Raw genomic sequence first — 25407 nt, 5'->3', positions numbered from 1 at the left:
AAGACGGCCGGTCGGCTCCAACTGGGGCGCTACCCGCAGGGGCCATCGGCACGACGAGCATCGGCGAGTGTTGGAATCGGGGGGCGAATGAGCCGGTTGCTGACCAAGGATCTTCTATCGGGCCTGATGTTCATCGGCTTCGGTCTCGCGGCGCTTTGGTTCGGTCGTCATCTGCCGGTTGGCACCACCGTCCGCATGGGACCAGGCTATGTGCCTCACATGCTCGCGTATCTCATGCTTGGACTCGGCTTCATCATCGCGACTGTCGCTCTGGTTTACCCGGGTGAGGCCGTTGAAGCGCCGAGATGGAAGCCCATCACCCTTGTGACCGTGGGAATTGTCGTCTTCGCGCTGCTGTTCGAAGTAACCGGAATGTTCCCGGCTCTCGTCGCACTAATTCTGATCGCGTCAATTGCGGGTGACGAATTCAAGTTACGGGAGGTGATTGCCAATATTGTCGTTTTGAGCGTGCTATCGCTGACGGTATTCAAACTAGGTCTCGGCATGAATGTTTCGATGATTGCTGGGGTTTGGTAGATGGATCTCCTGCACAATCTCGCTCTCGGATTGGGCGTAGCGCTCACTCTGCAGAACCTGGCCTATGCGTTCGTCGGCTGTATGGTTGGCACGCTCATTGGAGTGCTGCCGGGAATTGGTCCCGTGGCCACCATAGCGATGCTTCTGCCCATCACATTTCATCTTCCACCGACCGCGGCGCTGATCATGCTGGCCGGGATATATTACGGTGCGCAATACGGTGGCTCCACTACTTCGATTCTCGTAAATCTGCCGGGCGAAGCGTCATCGGTGGTGACCTGTATTGACGGTTACCAAATGGCCAAGCGTGGGCGCGCGGGTGCGGCGCTTTCGATCTCCGCGATTGGCTCATTCTTTGCGGGCACGGTCGGTACGATCGTCATCGTGCTGTTCGCGGGAACGCTGACGCAAATGGCCCAGAGCTTCGGACCTGCCGAGTATTGCTCGTTAATGGCGCTCGGCTTGATCGCGGCCATCGTGCTCGCCAACGGGTCAATCCTCAAGGCAGTCGCCATGGTGTTCCTCGGCCTGCTGTTCGGCCTTGTCGGTACCGACATCAACACTGGTGCAGAGCGATTTACATTCGACATCCCCCAGCTAGCCGACGGCATTGACTTTGCACCAATTGCAATGGGCCTGTTTGGGATTGCCGAGATCGTGGTCAACTTTGAACGGCGGCTGGAGCGATCGGGGGTGATCAGGGTGGGTTCGCTGTGGCCGACGCGTCAAGAAGCGCGACGCGCTTATCCAGCAATCGTTCGTGGTACCTTGTTAGGCTCGATCCTGGGCGTTTTGCCCGGAGGTGGAGCCACCCTTGGTGCATTCTCTGCCTACACGCTTGAGAAGAAGATTTCACGCAATCCCGACGAATTCGGCAAGGGCGCCATCGAGGGTGTGGCAGGGCCGGAATCCGCCAATAACGCTGCTGCCCAAACATCATTCATCCCGATGCTCACATTGGGCATTCCATCCAACGCTGTCATGGCGCTGATGGTGGGCGCAATGATCATTCAAGGTATCCAGCCTGGTCCAGAAGTCATGACCAAGAGACCAGACTTGTTCTGGGGCATGATCGCATCGATGTGGATTGGCAATCTGATGCTCGTCATCATCAATCTGCCGCTGATTGGCATCTGGGTAAAGTTGCTCACGGTGCCTTACCGGTTTCTGGCACCGGCGATTCTGCTCTTCTGCTGCATCGGCGCGTACAGCCTGCAGAACAGTACGTTTCACGTGATCCAGATCGCGATATTCGGCGTGTTAGGCTACATCTTTATGCGGCTGGGATGCGAAGGCGCGCCCTTCCTGTTGGGACTGGTTCTCGGGCCGCAACTTGAAGAGTATTTTCGCCGGGCCATGCTGTTGTCGCGTGGCGATCCGCTGGTATTTCTCCAGCGACCGATCAGCCTAAGCCTGATCCTCGCGACGGCGGCCCTGTTGATCCTGATGACCCTTCCTGGCCTGCGCAAGGCGCGGGAGTCGGCGTTTCAGGAAGAGGAAACCTGACGGTCAAGCGCGAGGCTGCAGAGGGCGAGGGGGCCCGGCGTTTCCTTGCAAGTGTCCAATCGTCCCATTGTCAGTTGGAGATCAAATGAGAAGACTGAGTTTTGCTGTTGCATCGTGCTTGGCGCTGCTGGCCTGCAAGGCGGCGGATGTGCAGGCTCAAATTGCTTCTGAGTCTCCTTTGGGCGAGCGCCCACTAGCGCTGGTGGTGCCGTTTGCGGCGGGAGGTGGAACAGATATTCTAGCCAGGCTCATCGGTGACAGGCTCCGCGCATTGACCGGCAAAACAATAGTCATAGACAATAAACCCGGCGCGAATGGCCTGATCGCGAGCCAATTTGTCGAGAAGTCCATGCCGGACGGCCATACACTGATGTTTGGAAGCAATTCCACTCACGTGATCGCACCACTTCTTTCGACCGACAGGAATGCTATGGATGAGGTCAGGCGTAAATTCGTTCTGATATCGATCATCGCGCGGACACCGCTGGTCCTTGCCGTGAACGAAAACTCGAGATTCAGGGACCTCAATCAGTTTCTTGCGCAGCTGAATGCCGAGCTGACCTTCGGCACCTTCGGCGTCCACTCGTCACCTCATTTGATGGGGGCGTTGCTGGCCACCCAACGCGGTCTTCGGCTCGTCCATGTCCCCTACAAGGGTTCGGCGCCCGCAGTAACCGATCTCATTGGCGGCACGATTGACAGCGTCTTCCTGACTGTCGCGGCCGTCAGCTCCTACGTCGAAGCGAAGCAACTTCGTGCGCTGGCGGTAACGGGTACGCAACGGGTGTCCCTGCTTCCGGACGTGCCTACCTTTCAGGAAGCGGGTGTCGGGGGACTGGAAAATGATGGCTGGTTTGCTGTCTTTGCGCCAGCAGGAACGCCCGGGAACATCGTCGTCTATCTGAGAAGCAAGCTAGCTGAGGTGATGGCCGAACCGGGCATGCAAGCCAAGTTGCAGGAACTTGGTTTGCAGGATGCTGGCGTCATGTCGGGGAGGGAAACAGATAGCTGGGACAAGTCGGTTACCCTGACACAGGATATCTTGCGCAAGACAAGGATTGATATGGACGGCAGATGATTTTGAAGAGCTGTGGTCTCATGCCGCACAGAACTGAACCGGCCAAGGGGCGGCGCGGGCCAGGGAGCTCTTCCGTCGACATGGTTGAGTTCTCAGGGTAGATGCTAGTTGGCGGCGGCAAGGGTCATCGATTCATGGGCAAGAAGAAGCGGCTGGGCGTGGTGCGAACGACGAAGGCGCGGATCGTCAAGAAGGTTAAATCCAGAGCTAAACCCGTTCGCCCGCTCTCGACGGCTAGTATCGCGAAAGAGGAGAATAGCTCCAGCCTCTCGAGGATGCTGGGAACGCTGCGGCTGTTCAGCCGCACCCAGCCTGTATTGTCAGCCGACGAGATTGCTCAAGGCGCGGGAGTACCGACAAGCACAGCCTATCGCTATGTAAAGGAACTCGCCAAGGCAGGTTTGCTGGTGCGATGGAAAGGTGGCTTCGCGCTCGGACCGCGCATCATGGAGCTGGACCTCCAAATCAGGGAATGCGATCCCGCAATTATTGCGGCGGCCGGTCCCATGCATGAACTGTCCTCACAGACGGGTCTCGATGTCCTGCTTACGAAGATCTACGGCCGGTCAATCCTTACGGTGCACATCGAGTCAGCCGGTCCAGGCCGCACGCTGAATTTCGGCAGGGGGCGGCCGCTGCCTTTGTTTCGAGGTTCAAGCTCAAAGGCGATCATCGCGTTCTTGCCCGCTGCCCGACTAAGACGCCTGCATGAGGATGGACGCGCGGAAGGCGACACCGACGCGCTGGCCATGAGCTGGAACGCCTTTTACGAGTCGATGGTGGGTGTTCGAAAGGCCGGCTACAGCCTCACGAAAGGCGAGCTAAACACCGGCATTGAGGGTATCTCTGCGCCCATTTTCGCGACTGGACGCTCTGTGATCGGCAGTCTGACGTTGATCGGCGATGCTGACCGAATGTCGCTGCTTCGCGAGGAGGTGGTGATTGAGTTGTTGCAGAAGGCAACGAGCTCGATCAGCGACGCCCTGGAATAGGTCGCGAAATTCTCGTGATTTTTCCACGAAGTTTTCAGACAATACGTGCGGCGCTGGCGATGAGTTCGAAGGAGCGCAGCCGAGCTGCGTGATCGTAGACATCGGACACGATCATGAGTTCGTCGGCGCCTGTTTCCGCAACGAGCGCATCGATGCCCGAACGAACCGTATCGGGCGAGCCAACGATGGAGCGCGCGAGCATGCTCATCGCCTGCGCTTTTTCCGCAGGCGACCAGTAGCTCTCAATGTCGTCGATCGGCGGCCGGCTCAGGCCCCGCGCGCCGCGGAAGATGTTCGTGAAGGACATCTGCTGGGTCGTCGCCAGCCTGCGCGCTTCGTCATCGCTGCCGGCGGCGATGATGTTGACGCCCACCATCGCGTAGGGACGGTCAAGTTGCTCGGACGGTTTGAAGCGGCTGCGGTAAATTTGCAGCGCGGGGATCAGCAGGTCAGGAGCGAAATGCGAGGCGAAGGCATAGGGAAGCCCGAGTTCAGCCGCCAGCATCGCGCCAAAATTACTCGATCCGAGAATCCACAACGGCACTTCCGTTCCTGCCGCCGGTACCGCCTGGATGCGCTGATTGGGACCGGCTGGAGCCAGGAAGGCCTGCACTTCGAGAACGTCCTGCGGGAAGTTGTCGGCCGCTTCGGGCGTGCGGCGCAACGCGCGCAGTGTAAGCTGGTCGGTCCCCGGTGCACGGCCAAGCCCGAGATCAATGCGGCCTGGAAACAGGCGCGCCAGCGTTCCGAACTGCTCGGCGATGACGTAGGGGGCATGGTTGGGGAGCATGATGCCGCCCGCGCCGACGCGGATCGTTTTTGTTCCTGCTGCGATATGACCGATCACAACCGACGTCGCGGCGCTCGCGATGCCCTGCATGTTGTGATGCTCCGCCACCCAAATGCGGCGATAGCCCCAAGCCTCGGCATGCACCGCGATATCGCGGGCGTTATCGAGCGCGCCGCGGGCATCGGTGTCTTCAGTGACGCGGACGAGATCGAGGATAGACAGTGTCGTCATAGGGACTCCCGAACGAAACCTTTTGTGTGAATGACGCTGCCAGAGATACCGGGCCGCGTCCAAGCTTGTCCGAAACGGCAGGCTTCATTCGATTCCTGTGTCCCATATGGACACGGTCTCCATGTGGGTCAACCCGTTGAATCCGGTACGCAATTGGCCAACAGGGCCGACTGTAATCAGGGCCGGACGCGTCTTTGCGCCGACGACCGCTTCTGGTACGCCGAACTGCTCCTTGCGTTTTGGGCCTTGATGGGTTTTAAGCCCGGTGACTTCATGATCACAGGTATGAACGAGAAGCGAACTGCGTGGCTTGTCGCCTTTTAAGCAGAGTGACGTACCCCGGTAGCTCATGCGCTTCAAAACTGTTTTGAGCCTCCACAAAGGAATCCATCATGGCCAAGATGACCAAGAATCAGTTGATTGATGCAATTGCAGAAGGAACGCAGGTTTCAAAGGGAGACGTAAAGGCCGTCATCGAGCAGATGGCGACTGTAGGCTACAAGGAGCTGAATGAATCCGGCGAGTTCGTCATTCCCGGTTTCGTCAAAATGTCGGTCGTGAACAAGCCCGCCACTGAAGCTCGCAGCGGTATAAATCCTTTTACCAAAGAGCCCATGGAGTTTGCAGCCAAGCCAGCCAGCAAGTCGGTCAAGGCGTCACCTCTGAAGGTTGCCAAAGACGCTGTTTGAAGCGGACGCGTTGGTTGAGCCTGTTCGTTCGCCTGTGGGTGATTCCATCGCGCCGTAAGGAAGCGCGCCTGCTTCGTACTGCCGATGGGATTTGCTGACGAGCAAGAGGAAAACCTGCCTGAAGCAGCGCGCTATCTCTCAGGTGCAGCCGATCTTTCGGGCATGGGGAGTGAGAGAGTCGGTACTGGATAAGAGTCGGCCGTTTTTCTCCGACGAGAATGTCAGTGCCTTGCGAACAGCATCGAGTTTGTGACCGCTGAAGAACGTCCTGAACTGAGCAGTGCGCAGTATTCAACTCATAAGAGGACGACTGTGGATTTTTGCTGACCGTGATGCCTCGGCCACACCGTGTGACGGGTGCAATCATGGAGTGCAATCATAAAGTTCAAATCCTATTCGTCTCGAGTCCTGGAAGCGTGATTTCGATTTCGTGCGCTCATCGCTGCTGACGTCCTGCGATAACTCTGCAGTTTCAACGGGTGCGGGGACTCGGCAATCGACGCAATGCGGCTTTTTAATATTTGCGGGCGCGCAGTTGTGACAAAATTGGTGCGATGTCAGGGCAGACACGACGACCAGATGTCGCTTGCGCAGCAGGTGGAGCGCTCAGGGTTGGGCGGCGCATTGTTCATCATGCAACTTCGGCGCTCGCTGCATTGTTGCAATTCATAATCTCGCCAGATTAGCACACCAGTTGTTTTACGGACAAAACCAGTTGTTTGGCGACGAATAAGGCCAACTTGGGAAGGCCGCAGTCTCTGGCTGTTCAACTGTCGTTCGGTAGGTCGACTGTTTGTCAGGGGAGAAGTCATGTGGTCGCGCAGCCTGTTGGTCCAGAATCTGTTGGTCCCGAAAAAGGCCAAGCCGCACGATAACGATGCCGACAGTGCCGATGCGGTAGCCGAAAGACCCGTCTCTTCCGAGACGCAGATTGTGCCGCCGCTAAACGGCAACTTCGAGCGCGCGCTCGTCAATGCTGTCCTCTCTGGTGAGGCTGGCGCGGCCGGCAAATTTCTCGAGCACGTCTCGACGACGCTGTGGTCGATCGTCGTGAGGCTGGCAGGCGATGGAGCCGACGCGGAGGCTGCATTCCTTCACATCGTCGCATCGCTGAAGGCTGACGATTACGCGCGGCTGCGGGGGTTCGACGGACGCTCGCGGCTCAGGACGTATTTGTCGCTTGTCGCGCGCGATGTTCTCGCCGACCAGCTGGCGGGACAATTCAGCAAGATGCCGCACGAGGCGTGGGAACGATTCTCGCGTTACTTCGAGACCGACATTCGAAGCCGGATTGGCAGACAATTGCCAAGCAAGCTCGGGAGAGCTGGCCGCGAGGACGCGTATCAGGAAGTTTGCCTCAAGCTGATCGAGAATGATTTTCGTCGCATCCGCTCATACGGAGGCCGCGGCAGCTTCACCGGCTATATCCTGACCGTGGTCGATCGTATCTTGATCGATCTCGTGCGGCGTGAAACGCCTCGACGGCGTATGCCGGCGGCGATTTCCCGTTCGGCTCCGCTCGACCAGGCGATTTATGCAGCTGTGGTGTGGGAGGGTTGTCCGCTGGACGCTGATCGGCTCGCCGCTGCACTGCGCGGCAGGCTGGAGCAAGATCCGACAGCCGCTGATATCGCCGAGTCGGTCGCGCGACTTGCCGGTATCGCGAGGCTGGAACGCGCCTCGCCAGTCGCCGAGGCCATCTCGCTCGATGCGCTGCTTGGCGAAGGTGGCGGCCTTTCGATCGCGGATTCGTCGCCAACGCCTGAGGACCGCTTGCTGCTCTTAGAGGAGGAACAACGTCGTGCAGCTCTCGTCGCTGTCGTTAATGCGGCCGCGGAGAAGCTTCCGACCGATGAACGATTGTACCTTCAGATTGTATTTTCGGCGAATGAGGCGTTGCCGGCGCGCGGCATCGCGAGGCTGATGGGTTGTCCGGTCGAGGAGGTCTATCGTTTGAAGCAGCGTACCCAAAAGTGGTTGAAAGAAATTACGGTGCAATTGGAAAAAAATGCAGATATGTCCGTCTAAACATGGGTACTGGAACCCTGTCTGATGATTGAACGCCTCAGTCACGAACCGGCGTCTGCGCTCTCCGAGGACGACGGCCGCGCCGACCGGCTACAAACGCTTGAGGTGCTTCGCGCGCAACTGTCGCGGACCATTTCCGAGGGTTTGGGGCAGGGTTCCGTTGCGGGTGAATGGGGCGAGATCGACAACGCGCAGATCGCCGCGTTTCTCGACTGTTCCCTGTCGCGGGAAGAGTGGGATGCTGTCGCCACGAGATTTGCCAACGATCCGGTGGCCCGCGCGGAACTCGCTGCCGCGGTGGCATTGCTGGACGAAATCGAGGCGCAGCCGGCGACAGCTCCAGCGGGTTTGATGGAGCGGGCGGCCGGCGTTCTTGCTCCGTTGGAACAGAACCATCAGCGGGTTTCGGCAGTGGCGGTCACTCCGGTTGCTCGGTACCGGCGTTCGATTGCGTGGTCCGGCTTCGCTTTCGCTGTCCTGGCTGTGATCGCGGTACCGACTGTTTTGAAAATGGTTGGAGACGGCGCAACGATCGCGGTCAAGCCGGACGACGCAGGTGACACGATCAGCCGCACAATCGTGGTGATCCCGTCCAGTCCGACCAAGAAGAAAGATCCTCAGTCGTGCATTGACGCGAACGTGGAGGCCAGGAAGTCGACACCCGATAACATGGGGGCCGAACGTCCGGGCGAGGCGTCCAGCAAATACAATGATCCATGCGGGCCGAAGCCGGCAGGGGCCGGCACGCATGAGCGCCCCGCTTCCGCAGGATCGAACTGACCTCAACCCGATGCTTAAGTCGTCCGGGCCGCATCTCGGTTGCGGCGGTGCGTTGCATTCCAATCGCGAGAACGGGCCGAACGAGGCATCGCGATGGCTGGCGACAGACCAAAAGCGAGCGCCTGTCCGTCTGCTCTTATGTTGTCATCCAAACTCTCACGCTACAAAGGAGCAAGAGATAATGCGTTATACAACGACGAAGGCTGCGATCGGATCACGCTTGAGCATGCGCAGAGCGTTGCTGCTGTTGCATTTGACGGGTGCTGCGTTGTTCGCGATTGCCGTCGCCGGGCCTGCACGTGCGCAGAGCACGGGCATCGCCGCCTGCGACGACTTTCTGACGAAATACGATACTTGCGTTACGTCGAAGCTTCCGGAGGCGCAGCGTGCGACCTACAAGGCGCAACTCGATCAGACGCGCAAGATGTGGCTTGATATGGCCAAGAATCCGTCAGCGAAGTCGACCATGGAAGGCACGTGCAAGCAGACGATGGACGCGATGAAGACCTCGCTGCAAGGCTTCGGCTGCTCGTTTTGATGTAGCCACGCGGGCAGAAAGGCGTGCGCTGTCCATCGGTCCCGGTCTTCCGAGGAAGCGCACGTCGAAGCGAAGAACCTGGAGTTCAGCCCGCTAATCCAGAGCATGATCCGGAAAAGCATGCCCTCGGGTGACGACCCGATGGTGGACACCGGTTTTCCCTCAGCTAGCAAACACGGACGCGCGTTTGCGCGGAGATCAGGCTCAAACAACAAACTGGCGCGCGATGGGATTCATCCTGAACCCGTCGCGCTCTGGTGTGACTACCTCGCCTATCGCGATTTGATTTCGCGGCAGCGGGCCGCGCGCAGTCCCGTCAAAGCGTCGCGCCGCAGCAGTATCGGGCAGGCATTGCCAAGGTAGTAACTGTCGCCAGTCTCGCGCGCGACCTGCGCCACGACCGCAGTGCCGAGTGTGCTCCAGCAGGCCTCCGTGAGCGCTGCCGCTGCCTTGGCCTCATCCCAGTCGGGAGGCCGGCCGAGTGCGGCAATGACGGCGTCCGCAAGATCTGGATCCGTGCAGGCCGCGACATTCGTTTCGGCAGGCGCTTCGATCGCGATGGCGAAAAACGGTGCGGCGGCCGAGCGGTTGAGCTTGCGCCCGACCAGACGGGCGGCATCACGCGCGAGGTCGGCGCGCGCCGTGCCGACGCTCTGGGGCGTTGTGCGCACGAAACCCTCTAATCCCCGGCGGCAGTCGGCTGCCCCGTAAGCCTGATCAAGGCACTCGCCGAACGCGGATAGAACGATCGACGCGCGCAGGGCCAGGAATTTGGGGTTGTCGTTCAGGACCTGAAACGTCGTGGCATAGTGCTCGAGCGCCGCAAGCCGGTCGCCAAACGGACGCGCCGACGTCGCAAGTGGAGTCAATTCGCCGATCGCGGCTTGTTCGGCCAACGAAGCCCAATGAGCGTCGCGCGCCGTCGGCCTCACCGTTGTCAGGTGGCCGCGGAGCTCGCTCCAGCTCTTCGCGGCCGCCAGCGCGTCGAGTTCGGCGAACACAGGATCGGCCGAGGGAGCCGGCACGGCCTCGGCGGCGCGTTTGTCGACGTCGGAGAGCAGGGCCGCGGTTTGCGGTGGCGGCGGGCCGGCGGGCGTGGTGTGTCCACTTGAGTTGAGTACGATCTCGCCGACGACCTGGTCGTAGTAGGCCGGCGTTTGATCGCCCCCGACGCTCGCCGCCAACTGCTTGACTTCGATTTGCAGGCGCTTGGCAATCTGCACCAGCGTTAGGTCCGGCTCCGCCAGCTTGCGGAGTAGGTTTCGCGTGAACACGGAGTTCGAAGCGCGGTCGGCGTGGGACAGCCGGTCGAGCGCGGTCTGTTTGGCGCCAGCGGAGAACATGATGAATACGCCCTCGGCAGGCGTCATCGCAGCGAGCCCGCCGCTGCCCTTGAGCCCGCGCCCGCCCGGCCGCTCGAACGGATTGTTGCGGCAGGCGTCGAGCACGAGCACCGCCGTGCGTGCGCCGCGCCCCTGCAGCCGGTCGATGATCCGGTCGGCTGGAAACGCGGAATCGCGGATCAATTCTTCCTGTCCTTCGCGGACCTCCGGGATGTCCGTCGGCAGCAGGTAGTTCTGGCCGCGGATCTCGAAGCCGTGTCCGGCGAAGAAGAACAGCGCGATGTCACCCGGTTCGATCGCCTTGTCGAAGGCGAGCAGGGCCTCGCTCATGGCGCGGCGAGACTGGTTCTCGGCGAGAATCACCGAGAAGCCGAGCCCGCGCAGTGCGGTGCCGACCGCACGCGCGTCGTTGACGGCGGTTTGCAGCTGTGGAACGTTCTGATAGGCGTTATTGCCAACCAGCAGGGCAACGCGCTTCTCGGCGTGAGCGGTCGCGGCGAAACTTATCGCGATGCTCAGCGCGAGGATCGCGGCGCACAAATTTGTCTTCGACATGGATGCTCTCGTCGATGCTCTGGAGCATGATCCGGAAAAGCATGCCTCCGCACCTGATGCGGGCGGGACGCCGATTTTCCTTCGCGGCAAACGCCGAACACGTTTGCGCGGAGATCATGCTCAAAAAATAACTTGTAGCGCGATGATGATTCATCCCGAACACATCGCGCTATAGCGGGCTCGTGGAGCGCCTGTCTCCGCCGGTTGGCCAAACTGTTCAGCGGTTGAGCGCCATTATTCGTCAAGTCATTGTTGGTAAGTTCTGTGGCCGGATTATGTGTATGCTGTCGATCGGGGTGGATGAGGGCTTCGTCACCGCGCTTTTTGAGCATGATCTCCGCGCGAACGCGGTTCTCGTTTGTCGCAAAGGAAAGCCGGTGCCTAGCCCGCATCAAGTGCGGGCCGGCTTTTCCGGATCAAGCTTTAGCTAGACGATACGATAGAGAAACGTAGCCACGATCGTCCATAGGCCGAGGCCGATTGCGACATAGCCGAGCACGGTCTGATAGGGGACAATGGCGGCGCGAATCTGCTCGCCGCGCTGAGCCGCTTGAGCGTTGTGGCTGAAAATGAACTTCGTGAGCAACGCATAGCCAAGCAGCAGGCCGAGCGATGCAATTAGCACGCCGGTCGCGAGGTAGGTCAGCCACCAGACCGGCACGTAGCCAAACCAGTTCAGGTTGATGATCGCATTGATGATGGTCCAGGCGCCCCACAGGCAGGTTATGAATCCGAACCAGCCTTGGTAAGGTACCATCAGTTCGATATACGCCTTCGCGTCCGGACGCCTCGCGACGATGCTCGAAGCGGCCGCCAGGGCACCGAGCGCAAGCAAAACCAGCCCAGTTATAAGACCCGACATTGGATTCCTCTCTTTCTTGACAACAGTGCGCCATATTGCGGTGACATTTCGAGGCGGCCCGCGGCCGTCGCCACCACATCAAGATAGAGAGACGGACCGGTGAGCATTTTTCTCGGCACCGGCTGCTGTAAATTCGCGCCCCGGGTAAAGAAGCTACAGGAGATCACCGATCGCAGACTTGAGGCGCGCCGAGGACGGCCGGCCTGTGATCGTTTGCCTGGCTTCGACCTCTACGATCAGGGTGTCGCCCGCCAGCCTGACGTCGACCTGGTCGGCGTCGCGGATGACCACGCGCCGCAGTTTCGCCGCGATGATCTCGCGTGCGATCGGTGAGGTGAGCATCTCAGCCAGGGTTGCTCCGGTGACAGCGATTGCGTCCGCCATGGCGGACCATGCGGCGGCGTCAGCGGAAAGGCGCGGCGCGTCGATCGAGATCGCGAGCGCCGGGGCGCCCGCGCGCCCGAGCCTGCGCCCGAGCGACTCAGCCTCGGTCTCGGCCTGCTCTTTCGTTGCCTTCTTGACGACGAGCGGCTCGGCTTCCTGGTCGCGATACGCGTCAGCCGAACCGTTCGACAATTTGTCGCTGAATACCAGGATGCGACCCGTTTCGTAGATCCGAAGAACCGAGACGCCGTCGTCGCGCTTGAGATTCATCGAATTGTATGGAGCCTGCTCGGCGGTCAAGGCCAGGATTTCGTCGGAGCCGTCGAAGCGCAGCTTGATCGGCGTTCCCATGCGGTCGATCACAAAGCCGATCAATCCGCTGCCGGTGCTGTAATGGCCGATCCGAAGCGGCGGGCCGCTTTCCGCGGCGAGGGCGCCATGGCCTATGATCAAGGTGAGGGCAGCGCCGACGACAATCGCTCGCAAGCGTCCGGACATGGTAGACCTCACAGCATCACGACAATCCGCGGGATGCGGTGCCGCCGATGAGCGCTGCGAGAGATGAGAAACAAATGCGGAGTTTTTGCGGCCGATACTCACGTTGAACGCGGTGCAATCATTATTCAAAATTTTTCAATCAAGATGCGCCGAGGTGCTGCGATGGCTCGGAAAAATCACGCCGCTGTCCGTCTATTCCTGAGTTCGCCGCAGTGGCCGGACGCCGTGCCCGCACGGGATGCGCGCATGAACATCTAATTTGGAGCTATCTACTATGATTATCCGTGCCGGTGTCGCCGTCGTCGCGCTCTCGATCCTCTCCTCGGTCGCGCTTGCGCAATCGCTCAAGGACAAGGAGTATTTCGCGGAGCAGGAAAAGTATCTCGCGGCAGAGGTCACCTCCACCAACGAGCGGTGCGGCAACAGTCTCACGGCCAAGTTTAACTGGTTGAAGCCGCCGACGCCGGAGGATCGGAAGACCTACAGCGCCTCCGGTTACTGCAAGGTAGCTCTCGAAGCCATGTGGCGCGTCTGTGGCTCCGAGGCCGGCAAGGAAGCCGTCAAACAGAAGATCAAAAGCCTGACTTGTAGTTTTGGACCGCAGCGCACGGTTGTGCTCAAGGATGGCACGATCGACTACGAGGTCAATTTCAATTCGAGCAACGACGTGGACTACGTGTTCGAATATTTGCAGAACAATCTGTGAGCGCCCTGGAGGGGTTCAGGGCCTGCCTGGGCCCCGCCGCGCTCGACCAACGGCGGGCGCGCCGGGATTAGTGATAGTGGGTGTTTCGGTGCACCCGCTCCTCTGATCTCATCTTCGATCTATGGACTTGTCGGACGCGTTGCCATGTTGCCCCCCTGAAAGGAAGAGCTCCCCGCATCCAGAATACGGGTCGTTGCGGATCAGGTGGTCGGCCGGACCCTGTGCGGAAAGGCGAGAGACTGGAGAAAGCTCAAGACACACCAGACGGCCAGGAATGCGAGGCATTCGAGCGCGAAGCTCTTGAACTTGAAAAAAAACTCTGCAATCGCGAACGCGATCAGGAACGGAACCGCCTCTTGCTTGGCGGCGACACGAACGCCAAGGTCCTTGATAAGTGAGAACATGAGCCCATCCTCCAGTCGACGTAACATACATGGGTTAGTTCTAGTTGTATCATCTCAAGGCAAAGACCGCGATGGCGGAGCGGGAATGGGCGCGCCTCTATAAGGAGCGTCAGGGCAACTGTGCGATCAGCTCGGTAAATAGGGCGCGCGCTATGGCCTTCCGGTTGTTGCGGGTCAGCAGTGTGCAGACGAATTCCCGGGGGCCGGTGGTCGCCTTGAAATACACGGGGTCGTGCGAGACGTCGCCAAAGTAGCCGCATTTCACCGAAACGTCTCCAATTGTCTCGAGCCCCTGCCCAATCGGCTCCACTTCGTCAGAATAGCAACCGCCGGTATCGAGATGGCGCAGGATGGCGCGCGAGGTTTCGCGATCGATGACCCGGCCTTGCGCCGCGAGAATCATGAACTGGGTGATCTGTGCTGCACTCACCGAGTTCGAGGGTGTCTCGGGGAATGGATTGTCGCGCGCCGACCAGGCATCGATGCTCATCGGCCCGCCGCCATAGGTGATGCCGCCATAGGATGCGCGGCACCACAGGCCAGTGCGGTCCACCGGGCTGAATAGTCCGTGGGCGAGAACCGTCGAGGCGATGAACGGAAACTTCATCAGCACGATGGCCGTCGAGCCATTCTCGTTGCCGACCGAGATATGCCTGAAGCGGTTGAGAAGTTCGGGATTGAGATCCACCGTGGGCGGCGCGCCCGGCTGCCATTCGAGAACATTGGCGAAATCCGGATGGTGGGGCGGGGCAATGCCGAACTGGACCCAACGTCGGCGCATTTCGGTCTCGAGCTCGGCGAAGCTGGTGATGGTCGGCGTGTTGGCGAGGACATCGCGCGTATCGGCGCGTAGCTGATAAGCGGCGAGCATGCCGGGCACCTTGCCGGTGCTGGCGGCGTAGAAATTCATCCGGTCGTTAAAGCCGGCATAGCGCGGCGCCAATTTGTTGGCGGCGCCGGAAAGATCGGCGAGCGACACCGCGATATCGGCGCGGAATCGCCGGAAGGCTGGCCGGTTAAGCACTTCTTCGAGCGCCGTCTGAAGCGGCTCGTTCGTCACCGTCCCCGCCCGCCCGGCATTATAGAAATTGTTGTCGAGCTCGTCGGGCGTCGCTGGCACGGTCTCGGTCTTGATGGTGCCGGTCGTCCGGTCGAGATGCTCGCGCAGCACATGGGCGAAGACGGCACTGACCGGCGCCACTTGCAGCGTGCGGGCGCAGACATGACGCGAATTGAGCACGATGTCGGCAACAGTGGCGCCGCCAAGTTCCGCCGCCTGCAAAGGATCGCGCGAAGTCGTCATGATGGCGAGGAGCAGATAGCGCTGACCGAAAGATGTGCCGCTGAGCTCTAGCTGGAAGGTGGCGGCGCGCGGCATGCGGGCATCGACAGGCGCGGAAGGATTGCGGATGGCGGCAGCCGCCGTGACGGCGTTGTTAACCGGGGTGCTCGCCTCGCTGGCGCTCACATTCTTCCAGCGGTTGTCGAGCGTCACGTTCTGGCCATTGACAAGGAGATTGACGACGGCGGTTTTCCATGCCGCCGAAAGCGCAATGCCGCCGCCATCGCCCTCGGCGGGCGTGAGCCGCCGCTTCAGCAGCACGATCTTGCAATCGGCGGCGGGCAATGGGTTGCTGTGTCGGTGGTGCGCCAAGACATGGGCGGCGTGGCGGCCGACGGTCACCTGCTGGACCTTGACGCGGCTGCCTACGGGACCCGTGTCGATCTCGTTGTGGCGGGGCAGCGCGACGAAATCCGCCTCGGTCGGCGCTGCTCCTGGTGCGAGGCCATCGATGATGGCGATGTCGGGACTGAGGCAGCGCGGATAGTCGGGCGGCGGCGCCGTCTTGTCGTCGGTGAGATTGGCGAGGCTCGTCGGCAGGATGTGGCGCGTATCGAGCGGATGGACGCGCAGGAAAGACTTGCCGACGGAGGCCGGATTGGCGCTGAGATCGACCTCCCAGACGCCTCTCGCCTCGGTGGCGGCGCGCAGGAGCTTGAGGCCGCCATTGGGGGCGGCAGGATTCCAGTGGAACGACAAATCCTGCACCACGACTTCTGGCAGGCCGATCGAGAACATCGTCCATGTCCAGGCTGGCGCGGCGTTGCCCACCTGGGTGAAGGTGCCACGCCACACGCCCATGGCGGTGCCGACATAGACGAAATCGGCGTTCTCGGGATCGCAGATCACAGCGAAGGCAGGCGCCTTGTTACCTTCGTTGCGCAGGCCGGTCGGGTAGAACTTGCCGCGGCCATCGTACCACCACAGCGTATCCATGCGGGGCGACTCGCTGAAGCCGGTATTGGTGAGTTTCGAATGACCGGTGGTGGCGACGTAGAACGAGCCCTTGAAGCTTGCGTCATCTGCCTTGGTGGCGCGATGCACGGCGATGTCGGACCAGGCGCCGAGCCATGGAAGTTTCTTGCTCGGTGCGCCATTGGCCGGAATGTCCGAGTCCTTGGTGAGCCGTTTCGATTCCTTCTCATCGCCGGTCAGGAGATCGCGCTTCCAGCGGTCGACGCCGTCGACCTGGTAGATGAGCGCGATGGCGCGCTCGTGGAGGACGAGGAGCTTCGAATTGCGGAACGTGGTGCCATTGACAACCCCGGGATCAAGCCACTTGACCGAGATGATGTTGCCAGAATGCCGTTCGAGCTGATCCTGATCCTTGTTGGGCGAGGCACCGGCATAGGGGTCGCTGGCACTCGGCAGGCTGCGCCAGGCCATCAGGGGCGGACGAGGCGCCAGCGGGTCCCAGTCGTCGGTGAGCCAGAGGCGGAAGGTGCCAATGGCGAGCCGCGCCTTTTCGGCGATGGCGCCGGGAGCGGTCGCCGCGCTGGAGTAGTAGTTGCTCCGGGTATTCTCAAAGCGGTAGTCGCGTGTCCGCAGCGCCTCGCGCTCGACCGGCGGATCGAAGGTGCCGTTGCCGCTCCACGAAGCCTTCGTGTACTGGCCGGCGAGGAACGCGGCGCGGGCGGGCTGCGGATGGAAAACGACGCCGCCGCCGTCATTGCCCCACGGCCGGTATTCCCAGATGGTATCGCTGACTCGGCTGATGACGCCGTTATCCTGGGTTCCCGAGGCGACCGGACCAGCATGGGCCGGGTGCGAGGCGACGTATCCTGATTGCGCCACCGCGAGCCCGGTGTTGCGTGCCTCGAAGGTTGCGGGTCCGCCGCGCTCGCTCGAACGAAAGACGCCGCCGTCGCAGCCGACCCAGACATGCTGGCCGTCCGCCGAAACACGCACGGTGTGAACATCCTCGTGAACACCGACACCGACATGTGTCGAGTCGTCGCCGGGCGAGTCGTCATTGGAGGGATCGAAATCGACTTCGAGATCGTCGGCGGCGGGATCGCCGAGAACGCGGCAACGGAACAGCGCGGCGCCGCGCCCCACTGCCTTGCCACCGAAGAAAATGCGGCGATGATCGCTGGCGTCGGTGTCGATTGCCATGTCGTACCATGACTGATCGCCATCGTCGTCTTCGCCAAAGAGGGTCGGCGGCATGTCACGAACCCGGCGCGCCACAGTCCCGTCTATCCGCCACAGCCGCGGCACCATCGCCTTGCCGCTCAGCACATAGGTCACGCGCGGGTGCTCGTCCGGCCGGGCGGGGCGCGGCATCACGGCGGCAAGCGCAATGCGCCGGCGGCCGGCGTAACCCGGCAGGGCGATCTTGTCGAACGGACCGGTGTCGAGATTCTCGCAGACATAAACCGCGGTTTCGCGGTTCGTGTCGCCGAGATTGACCAGGCCGACAAAGAGTCGTGCTGGTGCGGCAACGGGAAGCGTCGCCGCCGGCACCCAGACCGCGTCGGTGGCGAAGACCCGGTCGGTATTCTCGACGTTGAAAGGCGCGATGGTGACGCGCTGCCAATTGGCGTCGCGGGCAAAAGCTCCCTGGCGTTTGAACAGACCGAAGGTGGTGGAGGCAACCAAGGTCTCCGGATGGGCCGGGTCGGGATCGCGCACAATCCGGTAGATACCGGCGCCGGTGAGGTTAGGCGCTTCGCGCTGCCAATGGTCGCCGCTTGGATCGGCGAGCACGGCGCTCACCGGCCGCGCCAGCTTCAGGATGCCGATGCCGCCGCTCTTGCCGCCGGGGGCTGCATCTTCGGCCGCATCGCCATAGTGCTGTTTCACCGGCTCGCCGGTGCCGGCATAGATCGTGTCGGCATCGGCATTGGCGCCGAATTCGACATGCAGGCAGCCGATCACCGATGAATTGCCGGAGCGGCCGCGCGCATCGCGGTCGGGCGTCGTCGCCATGCCGCCGAGCGGCGACCAGCTTTGGCCGCTGTCGCGGCTGAACCACACGCCACCATTGGCGCTCGCCGCATAGACGCGCAGGCTGCCGTCGGGATTGGCTGCGAATTTCAGATCGCGCACGCGCCCTGTCTGGCGCGGCTTCCCGCGCGGCCGGCCGCCGACAATGGCCGAAGGCCCGATTGGGAGCCATCGCTTGCGATCGAGCTCCGCTTCGCTGACGCCGGCTTCCGCGAGGGCGGCGAGCGCCGCGTAGAGGCCGCTTTGAGCTTCCCGCAACAGCCCGTCGGCGACATTGTTCCACAATCGCTGGGCATGACTGTTGCGCAGGCCGAGTTTGTCATCCTCGGAAGGCGGCGGCGAACCTGGCCAGTCATAGCGCGCCATGGAGCGGCTCCCCTCTCAACTCTCGGCGCCCTTCACGGGCGCGATGCGAACGTAGCCCTCCTCGACGGTGGCGGGCGCGTCGGGCAGGAGCGCCGTCTGGGTGGCAGCAAGGATCGGATCGTTTTTCCAGCTGTAGGTGCCCACGCGCCTGGTCCACAGCTGCTCGGCGCCGAAGGAGGCGATGAGGGGGAGGCGCACCTTGTCGCTGTCAATCAGCACCGGGCCGATCCGGGCCGAGGGCGCGATTGCCGCGAGGCCGGCATGAATCCAGTCGCGCGACAGCTGCAGCGATTTGCGCGGCAGGATACCGGAGGTGAGGTGGCATCGGCCGCCCGGATGCATGAGGAGCGTCAAGCGCACCACCTGTCCCGGTCGCACCAGGAGCTCGTCTTCCGCGACGATGTAGGGATGGGTGATCGGCCGCACCGCGAGATCGGGTGGCGAGGAACCGAGAATGCCGAGCTGGCCGCGGCCCCGGCCGGCATCGGGGGCCGAGTCGCGCACCACCTTGTCGACGATGTGGAAACGGCTGAAGTCGTCATCGACGAAGAAGCCGAGGACGCCGTCATCATCGCGGGTGAGCTCGCCGAGACGCACCGGGAAGGCGCGGTCGGCAAGCGCGTCATAGGCGGCTTGGCGCGCCGCCTGCTGGGCAACGTTGACGAAGTTCAGTTCGCCGATGTCGCCTGCGATGTCGAGGCGCAAGGTGGCGCGGACGACGGCGATCGGCCGGCCAACCAGCCCGGCGACATTCGAGGCGCCGAGCACAGCAAAGGTGTCGACGGTCCAGAGCGTCGTGTCGATGGCGCGCAACAGCGCCGAGAGGGTGCTTTCTTCCTCGGTATTCGCGGCACGGCCACTGCGCGTTTCGGCATCCTTCGCCACCACCGCCGCCGATATGAGACCGAGGAGCTGTTGCGACGGGGCAAGGCCATGCAGCGGGCCGGCATCGGGCGGCCCGTCGCGGTCGGGCGCGATCTCCCAGGTCACGCCGCCGCCGATCGGCTCGTGGAAGAGCTGGCCCAGGGAATTGCCGGCGGCATCGAAGACTTCGAGTGCCTCGTCGATATGATCGGGCAGGAGGAAACCGGCGACCGGATTGACCATGAGCGTCGGCTCGACCTGATCGATCGTCGCCTCACGCGACGTCGCCGTGAGATCGCCGGGATCGACCAGACGGAACAGCCAGCGGGCCGGGCGCAGGAGACGTGGGCGGAGCGTCGCGGCTTTCTCATCGACGATGTCGCGCGCCGGATACATCACCTTCTCCGCGGGAAGGTCGAGGGTGCGGCCGAAAGCGTCGACGATGCGAGCCCGCGTCACACGCAATCGGCCCGACAGGAGAAGTTCCGGGACACTGACCGGCGTCGGCTTGACGATGTCGTCACCGACGCGCGGCTGAAGGACGCCGTAGGGACCGACGGGCAGGCCGAGAAGCTGGTCGTGCAGGCTGTCGAAGCTCGCGGCCAGGATGTCGATACCGAGTACGGAGCCGGCGATACGGGCGAGTTGCTTCTCGACCTCCTCATCGACCTCGCCCTGATTGGTCTTGTCGCGCTCGTCCTCCGCTTTCAGCCAATCGCTGATGGCGTTGCCGAGCGTCGCGGCGACGCCGGTATGGAGCGGGCTTCGGCCGGCGATTTTCCTCGCCGTGCCGCCCGGCGGCGTATCGGCTTCGAGGTCGACGGCGCCGAGCTTCCAGCCGTCGAGCCGATCGGTGGTATCGAGTTCGACTTCCCATTCGAGCCACAGCGGCACCCAGGGCTGCGACCAGGCGGTGACGCCGACCGGATCGGAATCGACGCCGGCGACGATGCTGAAGCGATTGAGGCTCTGGGCGACAACGGCGTCGCGATAGGGCGAGTCCTTGAGCTCGCCGCCCGTCGTGATGCCGGCGGGGCTGAAGCTGCCGTCCTTCTTGAAGCGCAGCGCCGTCTCCGCGAACATGCGGTTCTTCACGGCGCCGGGATCGAAGTTGCCGGTTTTGGCCGCCGTGTCGGCCCGCCAAGGGGCGATATAGGGATCGAGCACCATCGCATTGTGGACGAGGCGGACGACTTCGGGCGGCAGGCCGCCAGCAGGGAACGGTGCGACGAAATCGGCGCCCCTCGCCAGACCTTTGAACTCATTCGAGACCTGGGCCGGCCATCGGCACTGCAGGCGGCCATCAGGCGAGCGGTGGCGGTCGAAGCGATGTCGCAGGCTGCGCTTGGCTCCGCGAATCGCCAGCATCGGCTCAAGCGGTTCGAAATAGCGCGGTGTCGGCCGCGCGATGAGGCGCGCCGCAGGCGGCTCCTTTGGGCCATTGTCAACGTCCACCTGCTCGCGTGCGAAGCGCAGAGTGTCGGTGTCGAAGGAGTTGACCTTCGCCTTGCGGCTCTTCGACCAGAAGAGCTCGGTCTTGAGGTCGCCTGCGAATTTCTCCGGGCGCTTGCCGGCCTTGCCAGTGCGGTGGGCGCGGGTGCCACGCAGTTCATCGCCGCTCCCCGCCGCGAAGACGCGCTCGGGCGGGCCGGGCTCGCCGGGGCGCGAAGAGAAGGCCGATGCACACTCGGCCTCCTCGATGGCGAGAAGGCCGTTGCTCGTCGCCATGCCCGAGAGAAGATCGTGGGTGAAGCCGGCGATCAGGCGTTCGACATCGCGGCGATCCTCGGGCTTGGCGATCGCCAGACCGGCGGCGGCGAAGATCGACGCGACATCGTCGACATGCTTGCCGCAGGCAAGCGTGATCTCATCAGCCGAAGGCCGCTGGTCCGCGATGACGCCACCCGCGACCGGCACGCCATGGACGACGCCATGGAGAAGCGATGAATAGGGTTCGCGCGCCACGGCGCCGCCGAGCTGCGCTGCGGTCTCGGCGAAAAGGCCGCCGATCGCTGCCGCCGCTCCCGACTCGACGTTCGCCACAGAGCTTGCGGCATCGAAGGCGAAGGCCTTGTGGCGCGGCTGCGAGGTCAGCGCGACAGCGCTTTGCTTGGCAAGCTTGGCCTCCCGCCGCTTGTCATGGCCACCGCGATCATCGAGATCGTCGGTGAGACGCCAGCGCAGCTTGTCGAGCTTGGCCTGCAAACCGGCATTGCTTGTCGCGACATCGAGCGGATCGCGGCTTGGCTCCGACCACCAGCCGCAGACGAGATAGGTGGCGAAGTCGCCAAGCACGCCTTCGGCCGGCAGGTCGCTCAGGGGATCGTAGAGCGCGAAGCGACTGGCGACGGCATCGTAGACACCGCTCCAATTGAGCGTGCCGCCAGCTGTGCCGGTAAGCAATGCGGGTGCGATGGTCTTGCCCGTCGGTGGCTTTGCCCCCTCCGGATTGGGCCAATCGGTGAGTGCCGTGACTTTCGTCGTGTCGGCTTCGATGACCCATCCGGTCACCGTGGCGCGCTGACCGCCGCGCGGGATCAGGAGACGGAGCACGACCCAGCGATCGGGCAGGGAGGGCAGCGAGAGACGGTTGTCGGCGCCTGGATTGCGGTCAGTCATCTCGCCGCTCAGGAGCGAGTCCGGCATGGCCCAATGGAGGTGAACGCCGGCCGGCCGTTTCTCGCCCTTGTCGAAGGGCGTCGGCATCGGATCGGGTGGCGCACCATCCGGCGTCGTCACGGCGAAAGGCAGGCGGACGAAGGCTTCATCGCCGTTCGCCGGCACGTAGAGCGCCTGAACGTCGATCGGTACCAGCACGCGGGGACGGCGCATCAATTGGCGGTCCCAGCGGGCGATGGAGATCAACGGCTCATCGGCGCGCGTCAGCGCCGACCAGCGCGGATCGGTCAACAATTCCTTGACGGTCTTGGGGTCGATGGGTGGGCTCACGGAAACCTGTCCTTGAACTTGGCGAAGAGGCCAGCGAGGTTGAAGGCGGCGGTCGGCCGGAAGACATCCTGCTTTTCCGTCGAATTAGGACTGTCGGGGTCGCCGAACACCTGGCGATAGGGGAAGCGGATCATCTGGAGGGCGAACTCGGCGCCGCTATGGACCGAGGCCTCGTTGTGGAAGGTATCGAGAGTCCGCTTGAGGTCGATGACGCCGGGCGCGCCGCCGCGGAAGGAGACCGGCATGTTCTTTTTCGGCTCGACATCCTTGGCGGTGAAGATGTCGCGGGCGCGCACCGTGGCGCTGAAACTATTGCCGTCGCCCTGCGGCGCCAGTTTGACGCCGAACTGCACGCCCTGGCGCGGCTCCTCGATGTGAACGACCTCCGGCACACCGTCGAAGAGCGCCAGCAGCACAGCGGGGGCGAGCCGCTCGAGCCGCAGGAGCTTGAGCCGGTCGGGATTGGACTCGGGGATGATGTCCTCATCATTGCCGACTTCGCGGCGATAGGCACGGACCTGGAGCGCCGGCCAACCCGAGACGGCGCGCGAGCGCAGCAACATGCCGGTGATCTGCGCCGCTTGGCCGAGCTGCAGTGCCTCGCTGCCGGGGAGCCGCACCAGCCGCTCCTGCGCATCGATCTCGTCGCAGATGGCGGGATAAAGCGTCTGGAGCTGCGCCCGGTCGCCGCTGTTGACGGTACCGACGCTGAGCGCGCCTTGCACGAGTGCGTCGGTCCAGGCGCGATCGAGATAGAAGAAGCGGATCGATTCCTTGGGGAGCAGCTCGGAGTCGGCGACGATCGTGTTGAACGGCACGCCTTCGAGGAGACGCAGCCGCGCCAGCCAATCGCGCACCGCGAGCGGCGTGATGCAGTCCTTGCCGGCATCCTGGTCGCGCTCGCTGACCACCGCCTTGTACTCGAACGACATCGCCTTGATCTCGGCGATGACGGTCGCGGCTTCGAAATATTTGACAGGCATCAGCGGGTCTCCCTCCGCTTGGCCGCCAAGTCGGCGATGATCTCATCGAGCGCATCGGGCTCGCGCGCGGCGGCGGCGCGGGCGCCGGGGCGGCGCGGCTTGGAGCCGATCGTGTCGGTGGCGATGCGCTGGACCTCGTCGTTGAGATGAGCAGCAAGATGGCCGAACTGGCCCGCCTGGCCCAAGTCGCCGCCGGTCGGCACGGCGATCGGATCGAGCCGCCGCGTTGAGCCGGTGCGCTGCAATTCGGTGAGCACGCCGGCGTCGATGGCGAGGCCGGCGGCAAGCATCTCCGGCATGCTGCCGCCAAGAAACTCGATGGGCCGGCCGGGATCGACGCTGGGCCGAATGGGGCCGAGCACGCTTTGGGTCTTGGCGGCGGTCTCGAGTACCAGCGTGCGGCCGATGAGGGGGCCGAGCGTCGCGACCACGCCGCCTTTCAGGATGCCGCCGAGCTTGTCGATCGATTGGGCGGCGACCTTGGCGAGGCGGCGGGCCCGCTCGGCGCCGAACTGCTCGCGCCGCCATTTCATCAGGGCACTGACGAACGCCGGCCGCGACAGGGCGAGAAGGCGGCCAATCTCGAAGGCGACGGCGAGCGACAGGTCCTCGCGGCCATCCGGCACGACGGCGCGCAACTGATCGCTGGCATGGGCAAGTGCCGGGCCTTGCGGCGTTGTCGCCACCTTGCGCGTCGTCGGCGAGGGCACGAAGGGGCCGCGATACCAGGCGCGCACCTGGTCGCCGGCACGGGTCACATGGGCGAGGCCGACATGGCCCGTCTCGGCGACTTCCGGTGTGGGGCGGGGCAGGGGTGCTGCGGGCGGTGCCGTACCGGCGGGCGGCGGCGCGCAGTCGGGACGTTTTTTCTGCGCTGCCTCGGCAGGGAGCGTGCCAAGCAGGCCGACATCGAGGCCGCGCATCAGCGATTCGAATGATCCGCCGCCATCGCAGGTGAAGGACCAATGGGCGAGGATGGGGAAGCGATAGACCTTCTCCAGCACGATCCCTTCGATGGGCAGGCGGAAGCCGACCTTCATGGCATCGCGCACGGCGAAGGCGGCATCCGCGGAGGCGGTGGTGAGGGCCACGTTCTCGATCTTCTGCGGTGTCGTCATCCATTCATTCGCCACGCCGGGGCTCGGCGCGGCGATCTTGGCCTGGCGGATGTCGGGCAACTTTACCGAGGCGGTTGAGCCGGCCGATACCGCCGTGGAAGCGACGGCGGGGAAATGCGCCGCGGCGACAGCGCTCGGCCGCGACGCCATGACGGCGATGTCAGGTGAGCCGCCGGTCTGGGGTGCCGCGTAGTGGGCGCGGATGTCGAAGACTTCGGCAAGGGCGAAGTATTGCAGCACCGGCGGGGTCGGCGGCGGCAGCGCATCGAGCTGACCCTCAAGATTGATGAGGCAGGCGGTGTATCGCACCGGCTTGCAGGCGATACGATCGTATTGCGGCAGGCGGTTCGCCATGATGACGGCAAGGAAACCGTCATCGTCGCCGACCGCGAGTTCGGTATCCTCGAGATCGACCTCGCGGACATGGGCGAGGAGATGGAGATCCTGCTTGCTTGGGAAGACCTTGGTGACGGTCGATTGTGGCACGGCGAGAAAGATGCCGCGCGCCACGTCGTTCGGCCCGTCGAGCTTGACGCCCGCCGTGACGCATTGGTCGACCGGTGCCTCGGCCGAAATCTCGCCCTCGCCCTCGGCGATGACGACGAGCGCCATCCAGGGAATGGATCTGTCGGCGGGATCGGGGGCGCGCTCCCAGGGCAGCGCGCGGCGCTTGATGACGATCTGCGGTAGCCGCGACTCGTAGGCGCCTTCCGAATTGGCGGGCGGAAAGACGGACAGGATCTGGTCGGGCGGCAGCTTGAAGCGGGCCGAGGTGACGCGGATATTGGCCTCGTGCGGCGCGGTCGGGCGGTTGCCGCCGGCATCGATCGCATGGGTGCCGGCGAGCACGTAGTCGCCGGCGGTGAGCGGCGGTACCGCGCGGCTGTGGAGAACAAACTTTCCGCGGCTTACCAT

The 25407-nt window shown here is 63.0% G+C and carries 18 protein-coding genes; 9 read left to right on the top strand and 9 right to left on the bottom strand.

Annotated elements, in window-relative coordinates; all coding sequences use genetic code 11:
• The first annotated feature begins 87 nt into the window (after window positions 1–87).
• From ACVWVY_RS33760 to ACVWVY_RS33745, 4 genes are all read left to right on the top strand, one after another.
• Window positions 88–537 carry a tripartite tricarboxylate transporter TctB family protein gene (locus tag ACVWVY_RS33760; protein WP_456630432.1) on the top strand — a complete coding sequence of 150 codons (450 nt, stop codon included), beginning with the start codon at window positions 88–90 and terminating at the stop codon, window positions 535–537.
• Window positions 538–2043, top strand: a complete 1506-nt coding sequence (locus ACVWVY_RS33755) for a tripartite tricarboxylate transporter permease (protein WP_456630431.1) — start codon at window positions 538–540, stop codon at window positions 2041–2043.
• Between the two features lie 85 nt (window positions 2044–2128).
• Complete coding sequence (locus ACVWVY_RS33750) at window positions 2129–3121, top strand: Bug family tripartite tricarboxylate transporter substrate binding protein (RefSeq protein ID WP_456630430.1); 993 nt, start codon at window positions 2129–2131, stop codon at window positions 3119–3121.
• 134 nt (window positions 3122–3255) lie between these two features.
• The gene (locus tag ACVWVY_RS33745; protein WP_456630429.1) at window positions 3256–4113 is read left to right on the top strand and encodes an IclR family transcriptional regulator; all 858 of its coding nucleotides are present in this window, start codon (window positions 3256–3258) and stop codon (window positions 4111–4113) included.
• A 34-nt stretch (window positions 4114–4147) separates the two neighbouring features.
• Here the strand turns inward: ACVWVY_RS33745 and ACVWVY_RS33740 are convergent, their stop codons facing one another.
• Window positions 4148–5134 carry an LLM class flavin-dependent oxidoreductase gene (locus tag ACVWVY_RS33740; RefSeq protein ID WP_456630428.1) on the bottom strand — a complete coding sequence of 329 codons (987 nt, stop codon included), beginning with the start codon at window positions 5132–5134 and terminating at the stop codon, window positions 4148–4150.
• 392 nt (window positions 5135–5526) lie between these two features.
• On the opposite strand from ACVWVY_RS33740, the gene ACVWVY_RS33735 reads away from it, so the two are divergent.
• From ACVWVY_RS33735 to ACVWVY_RS33720, 4 genes are all read left to right on the top strand, one after another.
• Window positions 5527–5823: an HU family DNA-binding protein gene (locus ACVWVY_RS33735; protein ID WP_456630427.1), complete on the top strand. Its 297-nt coding sequence runs from the start codon at window positions 5527–5529 to the stop codon at window positions 5821–5823.
• 810 nt (window positions 5824–6633) lie between these two features.
• Window positions 6634–7851, top strand: a complete 1218-nt coding sequence (locus ACVWVY_RS33730; protein ID WP_456630426.1) for an RNA polymerase sigma factor — start codon at window positions 6634–6636, stop codon at window positions 7849–7851.
• 24 nt (window positions 7852–7875) lie between these two features.
• Window positions 7876–8631 (top strand): hypothetical protein, encoded by a 756-nt coding sequence (locus tag ACVWVY_RS33725; RefSeq protein WP_456630425.1) that lies wholly within the window; start codon window positions 7876–7878, stop codon window positions 8629–8631.
• Window positions 8632–8851: 220 nt separating this feature from the next.
• Window positions 8852–9169, top strand: a complete 318-nt coding sequence (locus tag ACVWVY_RS33720; RefSeq protein WP_456630424.1) for a hypothetical protein — start codon at window positions 8852–8854, stop codon at window positions 9167–9169.
• Between the two features lie 272 nt (window positions 9170–9441).
• On the opposite strand, the gene ACVWVY_RS33715 is transcribed toward ACVWVY_RS33720, so the two are convergent.
• The 3 genes from ACVWVY_RS33715 to ACVWVY_RS33705 all read right to left on the bottom strand — a co-directional run bounded on the left by ACVWVY_RS33715 (window position 9442) and on the right by ACVWVY_RS33705 (window position 12811).
• The gene (locus tag ACVWVY_RS33715) at window positions 9442–11067 is read right to left on the bottom strand and encodes a caspase family protein (RefSeq protein ID WP_456630423.1); all 1626 of its coding nucleotides are present in this window, start codon (window positions 11065–11067) and stop codon (window positions 9442–9444) included.
• Between the two features lie 427 nt (window positions 11068–11494).
• The gene (locus ACVWVY_RS33710; protein WP_456630422.1) at window positions 11495–11929 is read right to left on the bottom strand and encodes a hypothetical protein; all 435 of its coding nucleotides are present in this window, start codon (window positions 11927–11929) and stop codon (window positions 11495–11497) included.
• A gap of 153 nt (window positions 11930–12082) precedes the next feature.
• The gene (locus ACVWVY_RS33705) at window positions 12083–12811 is read right to left on the bottom strand and encodes a DUF4908 domain-containing protein (protein ID WP_456630421.1); all 729 of its coding nucleotides are present in this window, start codon (window positions 12809–12811) and stop codon (window positions 12083–12085) included.
• Window positions 12812–13085: 274 nt separating this feature from the next.
• Between ACVWVY_RS33705 and ACVWVY_RS33700 the strand changes: the two genes are divergently transcribed.
• The gene (locus ACVWVY_RS33700; RefSeq protein ID WP_456630420.1) at window positions 13086–13517 is read left to right on the top strand and encodes a hypothetical protein; all 432 of its coding nucleotides are present in this window, start codon (window positions 13086–13088) and stop codon (window positions 13515–13517) included.
• Between the two features lie 200 nt (window positions 13518–13717).
• Here ACVWVY_RS33700 and ACVWVY_RS33695 read toward each other — a convergent pair whose 3' ends face one another.
• The 5 genes from ACVWVY_RS33695 to ACVWVY_RS33675 all read right to left on the bottom strand — a co-directional run bounded on the left by ACVWVY_RS33695 (window position 13718) and on the right by ACVWVY_RS33675 (window position 25407).
• Window positions 13718–13921, bottom strand: a complete 204-nt coding sequence (locus tag ACVWVY_RS33695; RefSeq protein ID WP_456630419.1) for a hypothetical protein — start codon at window positions 13919–13921, stop codon at window positions 13718–13720.
• Window positions 13922–14030: 109 nt separating this feature from the next.
• A complete protein-coding gene (locus ACVWVY_RS33690) occupies window positions 14031–18578 on the bottom strand; it encodes a hypothetical protein (protein ID WP_456630418.1) in 4548 nt (1515 codons plus the stop codon).
• A 15-nt stretch (window positions 18579–18593) separates the two neighbouring features.
• A complete protein-coding gene (locus tag ACVWVY_RS33685) occupies window positions 18594–22391 on the bottom strand; it encodes a hypothetical protein (protein ID WP_456630417.1) in 3798 nt (1265 codons plus the stop codon).
• Window positions 22388–23374 carry a hypothetical protein gene (locus tag ACVWVY_RS33680; RefSeq protein ID WP_456630416.1) on the bottom strand — a complete coding sequence of 329 codons (987 nt, stop codon included), beginning with the start codon at window positions 23372–23374 and terminating at the stop codon, window positions 22388–22390. Before ACVWVY_RS33680 ends, ACVWVY_RS33685 begins: the two co-directional genes overlap by 4 nt.
• Window positions 23374–25407: a hypothetical protein gene (locus ACVWVY_RS33675; RefSeq protein ID WP_456630415.1), complete on the bottom strand. Its 2034-nt coding sequence runs from the start codon at window positions 25405–25407 to the stop codon at window positions 23374–23376. The genes ACVWVY_RS33680 and ACVWVY_RS33675 overlap by 1 nt, the downstream gene beginning before the upstream one ends.

The sequence above is a fragment of the Bradyrhizobium sp. URHC0002 genome (assembly GCF_054059515.1).
The sequence above is the reverse complement of the archived record's forward strand: the minus strand, read 5'-3'. Positions and strand labels throughout refer to the sequence as shown.

What these genes read in the sequence shown, in the direction of transcription:
- ACVWVY_RS33760 (WP_456630432.1), top strand. Translation starts at nt 88, where the DNA reads ATGAGCCGGTTGCTGACCAAGGATCTTCTATCGGGCCTGATGTTCATC.
- ACVWVY_RS33690 (WP_456630418.1), bottom strand. Translation starts at nt 18,578, where the DNA reads ATGGCGCGCTATGACTGGCCAGGTTCGCCGCCGCCTTCCGAGGATGAC.
- ACVWVY_RS33715 (WP_456630423.1), bottom strand. Translation starts at nt 11,067, where the DNA reads ATGTCGAAGACAAATTTGTGCGCCGCGATCCTCGCGCTGAGCATCGCG.
- ACVWVY_RS33700 (WP_456630420.1), top strand. Translation starts at nt 13,086, where the DNA reads ATGATTATCCGTGCCGGTGTCGCCGTCGTCGCGCTCTCGATCCTCTCC.
- ACVWVY_RS33750 (WP_456630430.1), top strand. Translation starts at nt 2,129, where the DNA reads ATGAGAAGACTGAGTTTTGCTGTTGCATCGTGCTTGGCGCTGCTGGCC.
- ACVWVY_RS33740 (WP_456630428.1), bottom strand. Translation starts at nt 5,134, where the DNA reads ATGACGACACTGTCTATCCTCGATCTCGTCCGCGTCACTGAAGACACC.
- ACVWVY_RS33755 (WP_456630431.1), top strand. Translation starts at nt 538, where the DNA reads ATGGATCTCCTGCACAATCTCGCTCTCGGATTGGGCGTAGCGCTCACT.
- ACVWVY_RS33705 (WP_456630421.1), bottom strand. Translation starts at nt 12,811, where the DNA reads ATGTCCGGACGCTTGCGAGCGATTGTCGTCGGCGCTGCCCTCACCTTG.
- ACVWVY_RS33745 (WP_456630429.1), top strand. Translation starts at nt 3,256, where the DNA reads ATGGGCAAGAAGAAGCGGCTGGGCGTGGTGCGAACGACGAAGGCGCGG.
- ACVWVY_RS33710 (WP_456630422.1), bottom strand. Translation starts at nt 11,929, where the DNA reads ATGTCGGGTCTTATAACTGGGCTGGTTTTGCTTGCGCTCGGTGCCCTG.
- ACVWVY_RS33735 (WP_456630427.1), top strand. Translation starts at nt 5,527, where the DNA reads ATGGCCAAGATGACCAAGAATCAGTTGATTGATGCAATTGCAGAAGGA.
- ACVWVY_RS33730 (WP_456630426.1), top strand. Translation starts at nt 6,634, where the DNA reads ATGTGGTCGCGCAGCCTGTTGGTCCAGAATCTGTTGGTCCCGAAAAAG.
- ACVWVY_RS33695 (WP_456630419.1), bottom strand. Translation starts at nt 13,921, where the DNA reads ATGTTCTCACTTATCAAGGACCTTGGCGTTCGTGTCGCCGCCAAGCAA.
- ACVWVY_RS33675 (WP_456630415.1), bottom strand. Translation starts at nt 25,407, where the DNA reads ATGGTAAGCCGCGGAAAGTTTGTTCTCCACAGCCGCGCGGTACCGCCG.
- ACVWVY_RS33725 (WP_456630425.1), top strand. Translation starts at nt 7,876, where the DNA reads ATGATTGAACGCCTCAGTCACGAACCGGCGTCTGCGCTCTCCGAGGAC.
- ACVWVY_RS33680 (WP_456630416.1), bottom strand. Translation starts at nt 23,374, where the DNA reads ATGCCTGTCAAATATTTCGAAGCCGCGACCGTCATCGCCGAGATCAAG.